This is a genomic window from Microbulbifer pacificus (assembly GCF_002959965.1).
Lineage (GTDB): Bacteria > Pseudomonadota > Gammaproteobacteria > Pseudomonadales > Cellvibrionaceae > Microbulbifer > Microbulbifer pacificus_A.
This window is the reverse complement of sequence record NZ_PREV01000026.1, coordinates 2499636-2515395: the sequence shown is the minus strand read 5'-3', so window position 1 is coordinate 2515395 and position 15760 is coordinate 2499636. Positions and strand designations below refer to the sequence as shown.

The 15760-nt window shown below is 57.1% G+C and carries 12 protein-coding genes; 4 read left to right on the top strand and 8 right to left on the bottom strand.

Annotated elements, in window-relative coordinates; genetic code table 11:
* Positions 1-46: 46 nt before the first annotated feature.
* The 6 genes from C3938_RS10680 to ectA form a co-directional block, all read right to left on the bottom strand.
* Positions 47-1465 (bottom strand): sodium/proline symporter, encoded by a 1419-nt coding sequence (locus C3938_RS10680; protein ID WP_105103096.1) that lies wholly within the window; start codon positions 1463-1465, stop codon positions 47-49.
* A 98-nt stretch (positions 1466-1563) separates the two neighbouring features.
* Positions 1564-2517, bottom strand: coding sequence for a TPR end-of-group domain-containing protein (locus C3938_RS10675; RefSeq protein WP_233998770.1), 954 nt, complete (start codon positions 2515-2517; stop codon positions 1564-1566).
* Between the two features lie 53 nt (positions 2518-2570).
* Positions 2571-4112 (bottom strand): aspartate kinase, encoded by a 1542-nt coding sequence (locus C3938_RS10670; protein WP_418903582.1) that lies wholly within the window; start codon positions 4110-4112, stop codon positions 2571-2573.
* Positions 4113-4119: 7 nt separating this feature from the next.
* Positions 4120-4524 carry an ectoine synthase gene (locus tag C3938_RS10665; RefSeq protein WP_105103095.1) on the bottom strand — a complete coding sequence of 135 codons (405 nt, stop codon included), beginning with the start codon at positions 4522-4524 and terminating at the stop codon, positions 4120-4122.
* A 57-nt stretch (positions 4525-4581) separates the two neighbouring features.
* Positions 4582-5910 carry a diaminobutyrate--2-oxoglutarate transaminase gene (gene ectB, locus C3938_RS10660; protein WP_105103094.1) on the bottom strand — a complete coding sequence of 443 codons (1329 nt, stop codon included), beginning with the start codon at positions 5908-5910 and terminating at the stop codon, positions 4582-4584.
* An 88-nt stretch (positions 5911-5998) separates the two neighbouring features.
* Positions 5999-6616: a diaminobutyrate acetyltransferase gene (gene ectA / locus C3938_RS10655; protein ID WP_105103093.1), complete on the bottom strand. Its 618-nt coding sequence runs from the start codon at positions 6614-6616 to the stop codon at positions 5999-6001.
* Positions 6617-7100: 484 nt separating this feature from the next.
* Between ectA and C3938_RS10650 the strand changes: the two genes are divergently transcribed.
* The 4 genes from C3938_RS10650 to C3938_RS10635 all read left to right on the top strand — a co-directional run bounded on the left by C3938_RS10650 (position 7101) and on the right by C3938_RS10635 (position 14574).
* Complete coding sequence (locus C3938_RS10650; protein WP_105103338.1) at positions 7101-7625, top strand: MarR family winged helix-turn-helix transcriptional regulator; 525 nt, start codon at positions 7101-7103, stop codon at positions 7623-7625.
* A gap of 513 nt (positions 7626-8138) precedes the next feature.
* Positions 8139-9140: an FHA domain-containing protein gene (locus tag C3938_RS10645; protein ID WP_105103092.1), complete on the top strand. Its 1002-nt coding sequence runs from the start codon at positions 8139-8141 to the stop codon at positions 9138-9140.
* A 93-nt stretch (positions 9141-9233) separates the two neighbouring features.
* On the top strand, positions 9234-11891 hold the full coding sequence (locus tag C3938_RS10640) for a serine/threonine-protein kinase (protein ID WP_105103091.1): 2658 nt from the start codon (positions 9234-9236) through the stop codon (positions 11889-11891).
* Between the two features lie 82 nt (positions 11892-11973).
* Positions 11974-14574 (top strand): serine/threonine-protein kinase, encoded by a 2601-nt coding sequence (locus C3938_RS10635; RefSeq protein WP_105103090.1) that lies wholly within the window; start codon positions 11974-11976, stop codon positions 14572-14574.
* Here C3938_RS10635 and C3938_RS10630 read toward each other — a convergent pair whose 3' ends face one another.
* Both C3938_RS10630 and C3938_RS10625 read right to left on the bottom strand, forming a co-directional pair.
* Positions 14575-15072 (bottom strand): hypothetical protein, encoded by a 498-nt coding sequence (locus C3938_RS10630; protein WP_105103089.1) that lies wholly within the window; start codon positions 15070-15072, stop codon positions 14575-14577.
* Between the two features lie 339 nt (positions 15073-15411).
* The gene (locus tag C3938_RS10625) at positions 15412-15633 is read right to left on the bottom strand and encodes a hypothetical protein (RefSeq protein WP_105103088.1); all 222 of its coding nucleotides are present in this window, start codon (positions 15631-15633) and stop codon (positions 15412-15414) included.
* Positions 15634-15760: the final 127 nt, after the last annotated feature.

The window sequence follows — 15760 nt, the reverse complement described above, 5'->3', positions numbered from 1 at the left end:
ACCGATCTGCCGCCACCAGACTCAAATAAAACGAACCACAAAACCATCAGGCGTTAACCGTACGACCTACAGGCTCCCGAGCCACCAACCGTCCAGCAACAAACACCAAAAGCCCCATCAAAATCCCGGGCATCCCCTCATAGATATGCGCGTGCCATCCAACCCAACGCCAGATCAGCGCAGTGACAAGGCCCAACACGCTCATCACAATCGCCAGCTTCTGCGAAGGCCGTCCGCCCGCAGCCAAAACCATCAGCAGTGGAGCAAAGGCCGATGCCAGCGCCGACCAGCTCATGACCACAAGACTGAACACGCTCTGCTTGTTCAACAGTGCCCAGGCCACCGCTGCGGCGGTAATTCCAAGGGTGGCGAGTTTCAGCAGTCGGGTATTTTCCGTGCGTTGCGGCAACAGATCGTGGGTGAGTGAGGCGGAGCAGCTGAGCACCAATGAATCCGCCGTGGACATGGTTGCAGCAAAAATACCGGCGAGGATCAGGCCCACCATCACTGGCGACAACAGCTCCATCGCCATCATCGGCAGCGCCAGTTCTGCGTCAAAGGAGCCGGGATCATTCAACAGAATGCGCGACAGCATACCCACCCCCGTCGCCATACAATAGAAAATCGTAAACCACAGGTAATACCAGCAGCGCGCCTGCACCATGCGCTTCGAATCGTTCAGAGCCATAAAGCGCACCATCACATGCGGCTGCCCCACCACCGAGATACCCGCAAACAGCCAGCTCAACGCAAACAGGATTCCACCAGCCAGTCCCGGCAACAACAGGTCCTGCGGGTACCAGTTGAGGAACCCCTCCACCTGCCCCATCGCCTGCCACGCCGCAGAAAGGCCACCAACGGATTGTGTGGCCACAAACAGCAGTGTGCCCATCGCCACCACCATCACCAGCGACTGCGCTGCATCGGTCCATATCGACGCTCGAATGCCGCCCGCCAGGCAGTAGGCAGCAACAATCGCTCCCCCGATCACTGCGCCGCTCCACAACGGAAGATCCAGTACCACGTGCAGCGCCTTGCTCCCCGCCACCAGTTGCGCGCTGGCATAGGCGAGCAGGAACAGCAGGGAAAGAATGCCCGCGAGTTTCTGCCACACAGCAAAGCGTGTTCCCTGCCAGCAGGCGAGCACCCCGGCGTAGCTGGATTCCCCACTGCGCTTCGCCGCCTCCCGCAGGTTCTTGTGTATCCACAGGGAGCCGAGAAAATCCCCGAGTATCCATCCCAGCATCAGCCAGATGGAGGCGAGGCCTGTGGCGTAGGTGTAGCCGATCACGCCGATGAACATATAGCCGCTGTTATTCGTCGCCACCGCCGACAGTCCTACCAGCATGGGAGAAACATCCTGACTGGCGAGATAGTAGTCTTTTTTGGTGCCGCGGCTTTTTCGGTAGGAGCTAATACCAACGGCGGCAAATAGACAGAGGAAAAGCAGAAAACTGAGCAACATGAAAGCCCCCCGGCGTTTCGATTGTTATTCTGTTGGCAGGCTGTTGAAAAGGTCGTGAACAATCGTTTCAACAAACTGATCGTGAAAGCAATGTGCCGTCAATCGGCATCTTTCGGTTTTGGTTTTTCCGGCTGAATACCCATCAGCTGGGCGAACTCCCTGCGTTCGTAAAGCGCATTGAAGGCGCGATCTTCCAGAGCTTCGTCGCGATATGCGGGTGAAATGGCGAGCGCCTCTTTCAGATAATTGATCGCTTCTTCCCACTGTTCCAGATAGGCGTAAGCACAAGCCAGCTGGTAATACGCGTTGCCATTTTCACTGTCGATCTGCAGTGCCTGGAGACACAGGTTGATGGCCCACTGGGGTTCATCCAACTCCAGCACCGCATCGGCTTTGTAGGTCAGCGCTTCACCGTCGTCCTGACGCAGATTCAGGATCTGGTCGTACACCGCAATTTTCCCGGTAGGGGTCTGTTCTCGCCCTGCACGTAACCACAGGGAGTGGATTTCCCGGGTAAGCTCGATTTCATCGCGATTGTTTTCGATGTGCTGGGTTTTTTCCGACAGCTGCTCTTCGATGCTGCGCAGGCGCGCCTCATACTGTTCTACCAGCTTGGAAATTTCCTGATTGGCGAGGGTGTGTACCTTTTCCTTCACATCGCGAATCGAGGTCCAGCCCATAATCACCAGCAGGGAACTGAAGCCGGCAATCAGATAGAAGAAATAGGTGATGGTATCGGTGGCGTAGGTGATCGCCTTGTCCGCGGCACTCAATTGGCGGTCGACGATGTTTTCGGTAAGCGAGACTTTCTGCGCGGCCATATCGATGCGCAGCTGTTTCAATTCGTCGAGCACGTAGCGCTCGATGAATGCGGAGTACAGTGGCTTGTCCAGGTTTTCCACCGCCTCGGCAACTTTATCCAGTTCCCGCTGCTTCTGCGCGTTCAGCGCTTTTTCTTCACTGGTAATTTCCGGGGAAGGGACATCGGTTTGGTCTTTGACCTGATCCTGAGCAGCACCAGGTAGAGCGAGCAGCAGTAATAGTGAGGCCACAACGCAAACTGCCGCCAGCAAAGCCGGCGGCAGTAGCGAGAGTCTTCGCGACATCAGGCGGCGCATATGGCGTCGCCGTGCTCGTGCACTTCCACCAGTGCGGCGTGCAGACTTTTGACGGCGCTTTCGTAGTCGCTCTCGTCAATGATGAACTGCATGTCCACCTGGCGCATGGACTGGTGCACCGCGAGAATGCTGATGCCGGAACTGGCCAACGCACCGACCGCGCGCGACAGCATGCCGGACACTTTCATATCCGTGCCAATCGCAGAAACCACCGCCACCTTGCGCACCTGGATATCGCAATCGGGGAAGCGCTCATTGATTGCGCTCTTGATCCGCTTGACGGTTTTCAGTGTGCTGCCGAGGTAATGGGTGATGGTGTTGGCGTTGATGTCTTTCGTCACTACCGCGCCCTTGAAGCGCGCGATGGCGTCGTTGATCGCCTGGTCGTAACTGGTCATGCTGCCCATCATGTCCTGGTCGAAACATTCAACAGCATAGATGTTTTTACGCCCCGCGATGATTTCTACCCGCGGTGTGTCGCTTACATAGTCGCCCGTGACCAGGGTGCCGCGGTGTTCCGGCTCGAAGGTGTTCATCACCCGCAGCGGAATGGCATTCTGGCGCAGACCTTTTGCCGCACGCGGGTGGATGGCCTCCATGCCGAGATTCGCGAGCTGGTCCGCCACATCGTAATTGGTGCGACCGATAGGCACCGCCTGCTCCTCGCCCACAAGACGCGGATCGGCACTGCTCAGGTGATACTCCTTGTGGATAATGGCCTCACTGGCGCCGGTCAACACCGCAATACGACTGAAGGTCATTTCGCTGTAACCGCGCGCAAAGGTTTTCATCAGGCCATCGGCGGTGTGCGCATAGCCGGTGGCGATGGGCAACTCTCTCGCGAAGTCCACATCCGCGAACGCCTGCTCGATGCGCTCGTCCAGGGTTTTGTGTTCGCCATCGCGCCAGCCGGTAAGATCCACGAAGCGCGCGTTCACACCCTCGTGCTTCAGCAGCTGTACTGTATTCCAGGCACTGTGGGCCTCACCGAGACTCGCGAGCATTTCGCTCACCACATCGAGGTGCCCTTCCAGTGCGAAGTGCCCGTGCTGGCAGACCCGCTCGAGATCCGCGAGGCAGCGCGCGGCGTCGTCCACGCGCTCGCCGATAAAGGCATTGGCTTTGGCGAGAGTCACATCGTCCTTAAACAGTGATGCGTTGATCTCCTCCATACGCTTGCGCACCGCGCCCATGGCATCGGACCACTCGCGCTCGTCGTCGGCGCCGGCAAACAGCGCAAATACTCCCGGGCGGCCGGATTTCTTGTGTTCCAGCAGCATATCGGTCATACCACCGTAGGCGGAGACCACAAATACCCGCTGGTACAGCCCCTCGCTGTTCACTCTGCCGTTTTTGAAAACAATGTTGTCGCGTACCGCGCGGTAGTCACTCATGGACGTACCGCCGATTTTTTCTACCGTATGCGTCTTCATGGCATCCCTTTGCTGACCATCTTCGGATTGCGATTGTGCGGTCGCGGCGAAATAGGCACGGCTTGTGCCCCAGAACTCCGCCGCCGCACTGAACATGGCCACCTTATTTTTCGTCCTGCACCTCTTCAGCATCCAGCTCGTAGGCGCCTTCCGCGTTGTGTACTTCCTTGCCGTGCAGCGGTGGATTGAACACGCAGGCCATTTTCATTTCGGTCTTGCCTTTCAATACATGCTTGTCATGCTGGTCCAGCAGGTAGATGGTGCCGGGGCTGATTTCGTGCACCACGCCATCGGCTTCTGCCATCACCGAACCTTCGCCGGAAATGCAGTACACCGCTTCCAGGTGGTTCTGGTAATGCAGGTGCAGTTCGGCACCCGCGTATATGGTGGTGATATGGAATGAGAAGCCCATATTGTCGTTTTTCAGCGCCAGGCGGGTGCTCTCCCAACCTTCGGAAACAATACGACGCTCACCCTGTTCGGCTTCTTGAAGTTTTCTGACAATCATCAATTCAACTCTTTTCGTTACTTTTTAAGACGACTATTTAATCTGCGGATGAATAGATCAGGCCGCGCCCGCGAGCGCACTGGCCGGCACCTCTTCACCGCTGGCAAAAAAATCGTGCTCTTCCGGGACCTCTTCGCCCTTCAGCACTTTGGCCACCGCGGCCTCAACGATATCCAGTGCCTTTTTCAGGTTGTCATCGCTTATGGTCAGCGGACACAGGGTTTTCACCACATGGTCGTCGGCGCCGCTGGTTTCGATGACGAGCCCATTGCGGAACGCCTCGCTGGTGATTTTGTCGGCCAGCTCACCACTCACGCAGTTGAGGCCGCGGAACATGCCGCGTCCACGGGTGGTCATGTTGCCGTCGCCGTACTTCTCGACGATGCGGTTGAGGCGCTGCTCGATGTAGTCACCTTTGCGCAGCACATCCCTGGCAAATTTGTCGTCACTCCAGTAGTGGTTGATGGCAGCCGTGGCCGTGACGAAGGCGAGGTTGTTGCCGCGGAAGGTGCCGTTGTGTTCGCCAGGCTTCCACTGGTCCAGCTCCGGCTTCATCAGCACCACCGCGAACGGCAGGCCGTAACCACTGAGAGACTTGGACAGGGTGACGATATCCGGATCGATACCCGCCTCCTCGAAACTGAAGTAGCTGCCGGTGCGGCCGCAACCCGCCTGGATGTCGTCGACAATCAGCAGCACATCGTGTTTTTTACATACGCTTTGCAGATTGCGCAGCCACTCGACACTGGCCGCATTGATACCACCCTCGCCCTGCACCGTTTCCACCAGTACTGCGGCGGGGTGGTCGATACCACTGGAGGAATCGCTCAACACCTTGTCCAGATAAGCGGTAGTGTCGATGTCATCCCCCAGATACCCCTCGTAGGGCATACGCGCTACGCCACTCATGCTCACGCCAGAGGCACCGCGGTGGTGGGAGTTGCCGGTGGCCGCCAGCGCGCCCAGGCTGCAACCGTGGAACCCGTTGGTGAAGGAAATGATGTTCTCGCGCCCCTTGTACTTGCGCGCAATTTTCAATGCCGCTTCCACCGCATTGGTACCGGTGGGGCCGGTGAACTGCATGACGTAGCTCATGTCCCGCGGTTTGAGAATTTTTTCGTAGAAGGTTTCCAGAAACTCGCGCTTGGCCTTGGTGTGCAGATCCAGACCATGGGTAATGCCATCCTGTTGGATGTAGTCCAGCAGCGCCTGTTTGAATACCGGATTGTTGTGGCCATAGTTCAGGGTGCCGGCACCGGCGAGGAAATCCAGATACTGATTGCCCTCCTCGTCGTACAGGTATTCGCCCTGCGCCTTGTTGAAAACCCGCGGGAAGGCGCGGGCATAACTCATTACTTCAGATTCGATCTCGTCAAAAACTTTCATGTCGACAATCCCTATTGGTGATTGAGTGTCTGGTGACAGCTGGAAAAACAAACATTGGAAACGGCAAACCCGGAAACCCGGTGTCGGGTCAACGCACCGCAAACGGCCCGATACGCAACAGCATTTCGCTGTCGTGCTGGCCGTTGAAATGGCGTTCGCGGTCGAACAGTACCGAGTCACAGCAGTTCGCGTTGAGCTTGCGCGCGAGGCCGCGGAACAACGCCCAGGAAGCGTCGTTGCCCGGGGTGATGGTGGTTTCGAGAAAGCGCACCTGCGTGCACACGGGGCGGGCGAGGATTTCGCGCAGCATACGGCCGGCGAGCCCCATACCACGCCCGTGCTCTGCCACCGCCACCTGCCAGATGAACAGGGTGTCGGGGCGCTCGGGGATGAGGTAACCGGAGATGAAGCCCGCCAAATCGCCATCCCGCTCTCCACCGCTCAATTCCGCGGCCACGCTGGTGGTGGAGAAGTGGCTGGCCTGCAGCAGGTTGCAATAGAGGGAGTTGGTGTCCAGGGGGGGGCAATTGCCAATCAGACGGTGCACCGCGGCACCGTCTTCACTGACCGGGCGGCGCAGCAGAACCTCGGGGGCCTGGCGCTTGATCGCGTGGATATCCCCCTGCCGCTTTCCACTTACCTTGTCGTCAATTGAGTCGTCTTCTTTTAGCTGGCTGCTGGCACTCAAACCAATACCTTTAGTCATCAAAATTTTAAATCAGGTTCACACTTCTGCAATAACGCCGGAATCACACAAATAACACCGAACGAAAACCATTGCACGCTGAAAATTTGACCTGACCCGCAAAAAATTATTTACTGATCTAAATATTTAAATCCATAGTACTCTAAATATTATTGAGGATTCAAGGCCAAGACTCATGCAACATGATCAGAATACGATCAATCGCACCGCAAGCCCTGACGCCGGAAGCTACGAGGATCCCAGTAATGGCGAGGGCTCCCGCACCATCTCCGGGCGCGAAGAACCAAAACTGTGCAGAGGGAAAAAAGAGTCGCCGGAATCCACGCAAAAGCGCAGTCACGCTCGGGAGGACGGTAAAGGCGGCAACCGCAGCGGGATCGGATTTGACAAAAGCGGCGCAGAACCTAAAGTCGGGCGCGGGCACTATCTCCCCACCACCTTTTCAGGCGCCCGCTACCGCGATGAAATTGAGACCCTGCTGCTGATGGACAAGATCGAAGAAGTACTGACCACACTCCGCCGCCTGATCCGCGCCACCGACCTGCACTCGCGGCAGCTGGTAAAGACCGCCGGCCTCACCGCACCGCAATTGCTGCTAATGCAGGCAATCCGAGAGCACGGCCAGGTCACCATCGGCGCGCTCGCCAAGGAAATCAGCCTCAGCCAGGCCACCGTTACCACCATTCTCGACCGCCTGGAAAAGCGCGGTCTGGTGTACCGTGAGCGCTCCGAAGAAGACAAGCGCAAGGTGCACGCCTATCTGACAGAAAAAGGTATGGAGATCATCCGCGATGCCCCTACGCCACTGCAGGACCACTTCGTCAAACAGTTCCGTGATCTGCGTGAATGGGAACAGTCGATGATCATCTCTGCTCTGCAGCGGGTGGCACTGATGATGGACGCCGAGCATATCGATGCTTCACCAGTTCTGGATGTGGGCGACTTGGACCGCAAAGATGAGCGCAACCTGCCCGAAGAAGACGACCCCGGTCACAGCAGCAGCTTCTGACACCAATTTCCACATTGAGCCGCCGCAGTCCGAGTTGACTTAGGCGCCATCGATATATCCTCAAGCCACATCCGGTACATCTGTGCCTGTTTGCGGACAATTCACATCTGACGATTGCAATCGGGCGACAGTCCGGTATAAATGGAGCGGCAACACTATAGTGGACGCTCGCCTATTGGTAAGTGACTACTGACTCAAGACAGCAGTGCAAAGCTCTGTCGCGGCAGAAAAAATGAGAAGTGACGCACATTACCCGGCGAGGTAATTGGTGTAGTGACTCCAGGCCGCGACCGCGCCCCGGCGAAAAACAAATTGATCAGTGAGGGCTCGTATTGGAGCGGCCCCCACTGCGCTTTCAGGCTCGATTCCTGACCATATTGCCGCGCACAAGGTTGTGCCAGGCAAACACCATTCCAGCCGCCCTGTCTTGATAACTTCTGCACCCGACACCGCACATAGGCCCAATGCTGCGCGTGTACTTGCCGGTGCAGCTTTTTGGGGAAGGGACTGAACATGGCTTGCTTGCAACATCCTGACCGGGATCAACCCGTTTTTCTGATGGCGCACCACACCATCGGCCGCCGCCAGGGGGTTGCCGATACACGCATCACCCTGCCGGAGATTTCCGGTATTCACGCGGCCATCCAGTGGACCGGAAGCCACTGGATCATTCGCGATCTCAGCCGCAACGGCACCTGGGTCAACGGCCAGCAGTTGATCCCCGCCAAAAACCAGCAGTTACATATTGGTGACGGGATCACCTTCGGTCGCGCCACCAACCCGGTGTGGAAAGTGGAAAACCTCGACGCGCCGGAAAATCTGCTCATCGACATTCACAGCGGCGACGCCATCTCACTTGAGTCCTATCACCTGCTGCCGGACGAACACGACCCCATCGCCAGTCTGCATTTCAATCCGATCAATGGAGTGTGGATCTACGAGATGCTCGATGGTTCGGGAAACAGCAGCACCGCCAGAGTCGTCCGGCACGGCTACCGCATCGACTGCGCGCGCCACAGCTGGGAGCTGTTTCTCGGCAATAGCCAGAGCACTACGACCGAGCTCTCCTTCAAAAATCTTTGCGTATCGGATTTCCGTCTGCGCTTTTCCGTCAGTCATCACGAAGAGCATATTCAACTGCAGCTGACCCGTGACGATATGCGTCTCGACCTGCCCGCACGCACCCACAACTACCTGCTGCTGTACCTGGCGCGCGCGCGTATTCGCGATATCCAGCGCGGGATCGATCACGCCGACCAGGGTTGGGTATCCGCCGACCTCGCCACCCGCGAGCTGGGCATAACCGTGAACCACCTGAATACGCAGATTTTCCGTGCGCGCAAACAGATCGCCGACAGCCTGCCAGACGCCATCGATACCTCGCGTCTTGTGGAACGCCGCTCCTATGAGATGCGCCTGGGCTGTTACCTGCTGGATATTTTCAAGGGTTCACAGAAAGAAGAGCTGGAAGCCAGCACCGGGGAATATGCCATACCGGAGGTTGCGCCCGCTTGACGAGCGGCGCCACTGAAAACAACTCGTCAGGGAACGAACCTTATCCAAGGACGGCGGTTTGCCCGTAAAAAATTACTTACCGCAGTCACCAGCATGCAACCAGAGCCGTTACCTTTTTACATCGGTCGTTACCACGCCACCACTCGATTAGGTTCGGGAGGAATGGGCGTTGTCTATCTCGCCACCGATGAGAGACTGAACCGCCAGGTTGCCATCAAAAAGCTGCTCCGCAATCCCAACAGCAGCAACGCCGGTGAGCGCATCCGCCGCGAGGCCCTGCTGCTGGCACAGCTCAATCACAACAACATCGTGCAACTCTACGATGTGGTTGAGGGTGAAGAGGGTATTGCGCTGGTCATGGAATATGTGGATGGCTGCAATCTCGAGCGCTGGCAGAGAGAGCGCAACCCCGACCTGTCACAAAAGCTGCAGCTGCTGAAACAGATCTGTGCAGGCCTGACCCGCGCCCACAGCGCCGGGATCATCCACCGCGATCTCAAGGCTGAAAACATCCTGGTGGACAGCACTGGCACCATCAAGATCACCGACTTCGGTATCGCCAGGAACTGGCAGGAAGACAGCGACCTCACCCGCGAGCAACACATCGCCGGCAGTTGGGGCGCCATGTCGCCGGAACAGGCTCAGGGCAAGCCACTGGACAACCGCAGCGACCTGTTCGCCCTTGGGGTACTTGCCTATCGCCTTCTGTGCGGACAACCCCCCTTCGGCAATAACAGCAGCCCCTATGTCATTGTCGATCGCATCGTCAAAAGCCCGCACCCACCAGCGGCGCGACTGGCACCGGAACTGCCCCAGGCCCTGTGCACGCTACTGGACCGGCTGCTGGCAAAAAAGCCGGAGCAGCGCCCGCTGAACGCCGCCGCGGTTGCCGCCGAGCTGGAGGCCCTGCTGCTGCAGATTCAGGGCGGCGGCACCAGTTTTACCCGCACCCACAGCGTGACCGAAACCGTGACCGCGGAGAGTTATTACCACCGGGGCACTGATGTTCGCACCTGGCTGCGTCGCGCCACGATTGCCGCCGTCGTCTTGTGCACACTGGGCGCTGCAGCACTGGTGGCCATTGACGAGCTCTCCACTCCAGCGTCATCGACCCGAAACAAATATATCGCCGTACTGGAACCGCGAGAGCTGGACTTTTCACCTGACCCCGCGATCGCGCGCACCCAGCGCCTGCTGGTGAGCAATGTGCAGAATGCGTTGAAGCAGGGACTCTCCGAGCGGCGGGGGCTGAGCCTGATCTCCTACTCGGAAACCCACAGGCTGCGGGGGCTGCCGCTGGATGCGCAGGCGAAATCCCTGAATGCCGATCTGCTGTTGATACCCGCCGTGGAATGCGACACCCGCAGCTGTGAGTTGTCGCTGGAACTGCTCGACAGCAGCACCCTCGCCGTCATCAGCAACCGCAGTACCCGCCTGGCGGTGGAAGAAGGACTCGAAAGCCGCGCCCGCACCCTGCACCAACTGGATGGACTGCTCGCCGCCTTCCCGCTCAAAGGTAGTGAGCACGGCGCGCAGATCAGCGCCACGGATTACCTCACCTACCTGGAAATCTACGAGCACCGCCAGGACTACCTGCACCTGGGGGAGCTGCTGGATCGGCTGGACGCCCTGCAGGCGCGCGCCAGACACTTCGCACCGCTCTACGAACTCTACGGCGAGATGGTGATGGATCAGGAGTTCAACACCCGCGCCGCGGAGGCGGACACCCGCCTCACCAACCTGTTGGAACGGGCGCCGGAAAGTCTCGCCAACACGCCGGAAATCCTGATCAACGAGCTACGCCTTGCGGTGCTGCGCAACGAACCCGGCCAGGCCGAGGCGTTGCTGGAAAGACTCAAGCTGATCCTGCCGGACCAGGCCGGCTACCACCAACTGCGAGCCTTCTATCACCACCTGCGCGGCGATTACGCGCTGGCGCTGGAACATATCAACAGCGCGCTCGCCCTGCGCACCAGCTATGCCTACCTGAACCAGAAAGCGCTTACCTTGACGCTCACCGGCGAAATGGAGGCCGCCAACGACGTACTGCGACAGGCCATCGCCCTCAACCGCGAATCCACCGACGCCATTTCTCTTCTCGCCGCCAACATGCTAGACAGCGGCAACGCCGGGGAAACCATCCGCCTGCTCACCGAGGCCGGTCTCGAGCGCATCGGCCCCATGGATACCTACAACCTGTGCCTCGCCTACTACATCGAGAAGAATTACGGGGAATCCCAGACCTGCTTTGAGCGCGTCTCCACTCTCGCCCCCAAAGACGCCGACCCGCTGCTGTACCGCGCAGAAATCGCCCGCGAACTCGAGCAGCCCGGCGAGGCCCTCAACTTCGCCCAGCGCGCCCTCGCACTCACTCAAAATCGCACCGACTGGGAAGGCCTGTTGATGCAGGCACGCGCCTACGCGGAACTGGGCGAGGCGGAAAAAGCCGTGGAGAACCTGCTCAAGATCCGCCGCGATGCGCCGGACGACCTCTACACCAATTACGCCCGCGCCCAGGTGTACATCACCACCGGCGACCTGCTCTCCGCCAAGGTGCATATTCGCAAGACTCTGGAGCAGGGCATTGCCCCCGTCTGGTATTGCACCGCGCGCTTTGTCAAAATCTGCGGCATGCCTGCGTTCGATGACCTGCGACGGCAGTATCCAGGTCTCTGCGGCGGCGACAAAAATAAACACCATGCGGGCAATTCCCAGATTGCCAGCAACGGCGAGACGGGTACAAAACTGTAGGCAGTTTCTGTTCGCCCATCTCGCTACATACGGGATCCAGGGGTAGCGGGTCCGGGCTCAACCAGAACAAGAACACACGCAGATGGAAATTGCCGATCCCACCGCCGCACAAGCGGCCAACAGCACCCACAAGCTGCTCATGGGCAGCGATCGCTATGTTATCCACAGCACGCTCGGTGCCGGTGGCATGGGGATTGTCTACCTCGCCGAAGACCGCAAGCTGCACCGCCAGGTGGCGATCAAGAAGCTCAAAGACGACGCCGCCAGCCAGAACGCCCGCGACCGCATCCAGCAGGAAGCCCGCCTCCTCGCCCAGCTCAACCACCCCAATATCGTCGCCCTGCACGATGTCTTGGAGGAAGACGGCAATATCGCGCTGGTGATGGAATACATCGACGGCACCACACTGCGTGCCTGGATGCGCGAGCACACCCCCAGCCTGCAGCAGAAACTCAACCTGCTGATGCAGATCTGCCAGGGCCTGCAGCAGGCCCACGATCTCGGTATCATTCACCGCGACCTCAAGCCCGATAATATCCTTATAGCGACAAGCGCGAGCGGCAAGGTCACCGCCAAGATCACCGACTTCGGTATCGCCAAATCCCAGCAGCTGGACGAAAAAACCCTGACGGCGGAAAACCAGCTGGCGGGCACCGTCACCGCCATGTCGCCGGAGCAGATTCTCGGCAAAACCCTGAATGCCCGCAGCGACCTGTTCAGCCTCGGCACCATCGCCTATGAACTGCTGTGCGGCAGCCGGCCCTTCGACAAACACGAAGCCGGCGCGCTGGCCATGGCCAACCGCATCACCAACGAACCCCACACCCCGCCGCGACAGGCGTGGGCGGACATTCCCGAACCGCTCGCCATCCTGCTGGACAAACTGCTCGCCAAAGACCCGACCCTGCGCCCGCAGAGCGCGCTGATTGTGTATCAGGGGTTGGAGCTTCTGCACAAACAGGGACTGGAAACCGCCAGCGAAGATTACACCGCAACCCTCACCGACCTGTTCACCCGCCAACAAACCAAAAGCCGCCGCCGCTGGCAGCGCATCGCGGCCGGCATCGCAGCCGCGCTAGTAGTCGGCACGGGCGGTTACTGGGGCTGGCAGGAAATCACCCGGCTGGAACCACAATACATCGCGGTGATGCCGGTGGAGATCAACGGCGAAATCCGCGGTGAGGAAAATGCCAAGGCACTGACCCGCACCATGGTACGGCAGGCGTTGAAGAATTCGGTTTCGAAGTTGAAGGCCAGTGCGCTGGTGAGTTTTGAGCCGAAGGAGGGAATGGACTTTGAGGAACAATTGCAGGCGTTGCGGGATAAGGGGGTGACGGATGCGCTGTTTGCGCGGTTAGAGTGTGCGGAGTTGCGGTGTGACATTGAGCTACAGCGGCTAAACCCGGGCAACAGTCAGGTTCAGCAGCAGAGTGGCTTTGTATTTTTGGCAGATAAGCGCCAGGAAGCGGAGCATCGAATTACGAGCAGCAGCATCAGTCTTTTTGCGACCAATTACACTAAAAACATTGAAGCGTATGTGGCAATGTCTGAACAGGACTATAGCGACTACTTGGACATACTTAACCATCGAGGAAGCAAGGAAAACTCCGAATCAGATCTAGCGAAATTGGAAATTCTAATTAGAAAATACCCAGAAAACTCCAACCTATACCGCGCACACGCACACACAGCAACAGATTTATTTGTGCTTACGCACGATAAAGCATATCTTCGGACCGGTCTCGCCATGCTAGAAAAAGCTGAATCCAATAATATCCCTGAAAGTCAGATACTTGAACTTAAGCTGTGGCTGCAGACTTACAATAATGAAAAATCCGAATTCGATGATTTACTTAAAAAAATAAACGAACAAAAATTTCCATCAGCAGACCTGCTATCCAAATACTCTCGCTATCTTTTCACGAAAGGCGATTATGATTCCGGCCTTACTTATGCAAAAAAAGCCGCCGCGCTGACCCCATCAACAGACAACCAGTATTTAATTGCTCTCAATCAAATTGCCAGTGGGAATTATGTCGACGCGCGAAAAACTCTACGCCAAATCATTCGTACATCACCCACTCACTGGCCATCTTATTCTGCGCTTGGTGTAATTGAACTAGAAAGCGGCAATCTTTCCGCCGCAAAAGCCGCCATAACCGCAATCCCAGAGAACCTTCGTGACTGGGGACAAAACACTAACCTAGGAACCATTTACTTCCTGCAAGGGGAATACGAAAACGCACTACTGATATACAAAAATCTATTTGATTCGATGCCTGACAACGTAACAGTAATCGGTCAGTTAGCAGAGACGTACCTCATGCTAGATGAAGCTGACGAGGCGCAAATGACCTACGCCACACTATTACAAGTAACTCAAGGAAAGCTCGATCTTAATTCACGGCAATTTCACATGATTGCTCTAGCCTATTTAGGGAACGAATCAGCAGCCATCACATTGGCACACAGACTACTTCAAGAGCATCCTGAAGACACTTATGTCAAGTACTATGCAGCCCAAGTCTACGCCATTTCCAAAGAGTGGCTATCAGCCAACTACTATGTTCAGCAATTAATAATGCAAGGGATGAGCGCAGAATGGTTTAGTTTACCGGCATTCCAGCGACTCTGCGCCCAACCACAAACGTCCACCGAGGTAAAAACGGTAATCTGTAACTGATTATTGCGGCGTAAGCACCGCTTTCGGGTCACCAGAAACAAAATGCGCATCCGCTGATGGACTGTAGCAGAACCACAGGAAGGCAAAATTATCCGGAACCATATCCAGATCTGTGATCTTGATTTTCAGCTGGCGCTTATCCGCAGACACAACCCGAGAGTAAAACTGGTGCCTGAAGCCTTGAGTCAACGGCACAATGCCATCCGCCTGCAGCAGGCCCGGAAAGTCGACAAACTCCAGATCGGCAAACCCAAACTCGGACGGGTCGAGGGTGACATTCAGGGTCAGGAAACCCGCACCGCTTTTGATTTTGAAATCCATATTCCCGTAAGCTTCCGCCTCCCCGGGATTACCCGCCTCGTTTAACTGCCAATAAGTGGGAACTCCACGGGCGTCCGCCGGCTTCGGCTTCAGCACCAGATTGATCTCACGTCCATCCTCCGGGAAGTTCCACTCAAGGACTTTCATGTCCTCACACTTTTGTTCGGCACTTATCATGTTGTCATTCCTTTTATTGTTGATGGTGAGCAATCACTCACCCTCCCCGCAAACCGCCCAGGGTGATCAATGGTCTTTAAAAAACTTCTAATACTGACACAGCCCAACAATGAGAACTGCGTCACGCAGCTTACTGCAACCGGTTGGCGGGTTTCCATAACATTTTGATGAAAAAAAACCGGCAGTAAGCGAGCTTACTGCCGGTATAAATCAGATGGTCCCAGCCATCTACGGTTACAACAACACTATCAAGAGCGAAATGAGGCATCCGTGCCTCTGTCAGGCCCTTCCACTCTCCCGGCTTCCTAGGCTCTGTGGTTACCGGGCCGGCCTGACGGTTCAGCTTGCGCCGAAGTCTTCCTGATCTCTTCCTGTTTCCCTTAATGGCTCTGTGAAACAGGCATTTACCAATCCGTTGGCAAACTGGTTGAGGGGCGCTGTGCTGTCGCCGGTGAGGGAAGCCATTCCGTCGCCTCCCTCATTGGTTCCATCTTCCGTGATGGCACCGGTGACAGGGTGTCTGCAATCCACCTTGCCGCGGCTCCTGTGACGGCCGGGCATCGCGTCTCCTTCAACCTTGAGGGGTAATCTACTCAGAACCCTATTACAGGTCGATCACACGCCATTACACGTCATTACACGAGGTAGCTTTGGTGAACGCGATGCGCCAGGTTTCACTACACTGTGA

Bases quoted from the DNA above. Each gene is read 5' to 3' on its own strand.
- C3938_RS10630 (WP_105103089.1), bottom strand. From the start codon at position 15,072: ATGATAAGTGCCGAACAAAAGTGTGAGGACATGAAAGTCCTTGAGTGG.
- C3938_RS10680 (WP_105103096.1), bottom strand. From the start codon at position 1,465: ATGTTGCTCAGTTTTCTGCTTTTCCTCTGTCTATTTGCCGCCGTTGGT.
- C3938_RS10635 (WP_105103090.1), top strand. From the start codon at position 11,974: ATGGAAATTGCCGATCCCACCGCCGCACAAGCGGCCAACAGCACCCAC.
- C3938_RS10640 (WP_105103091.1), top strand. From the start codon at position 9,234: ATGCAACCAGAGCCGTTACCTTTTTACATCGGTCGTTACCACGCCACC.
- ectA (WP_105103093.1), bottom strand. From the start codon at position 6,616: ATGACTAAAGGTATTGGTTTGAGTGCCAGCAGCCAGCTAAAAGAAGAC.
- C3938_RS10625 (WP_105103088.1), bottom strand. From the start codon at position 15,633: ATGCCCGGCCGTCACAGGAGCCGCGGCAAGGTGGATTGCAGACACCCT.
- C3938_RS10665 (WP_105103095.1), bottom strand. From the start codon at position 4,524: ATGATTGTCAGAAAACTTCAAGAAGCCGAACAGGGTGAGCGTCGTATT.
- C3938_RS10645 (WP_105103092.1), top strand. From the start codon at position 8,139: ATGGCTTGCTTGCAACATCCTGACCGGGATCAACCCGTTTTTCTGATG.
- C3938_RS10650 (WP_105103338.1), top strand. From the start codon at position 7,101: ATGGACAAGATCGAAGAAGTACTGACCACACTCCGCCGCCTGATCCGC.
- ectB (WP_105103094.1), bottom strand. From the start codon at position 5,910: ATGAAAGTTTTTGACGAGATCGAATCTGAAGTAATGAGTTATGCCCGC.
- C3938_RS10670 (WP_418903582.1), bottom strand. From the start codon at position 4,112: ATGTTCAGTGCGGCGGCGGAGTTCTGGGGCACAAGCCGTGCCTATTTC.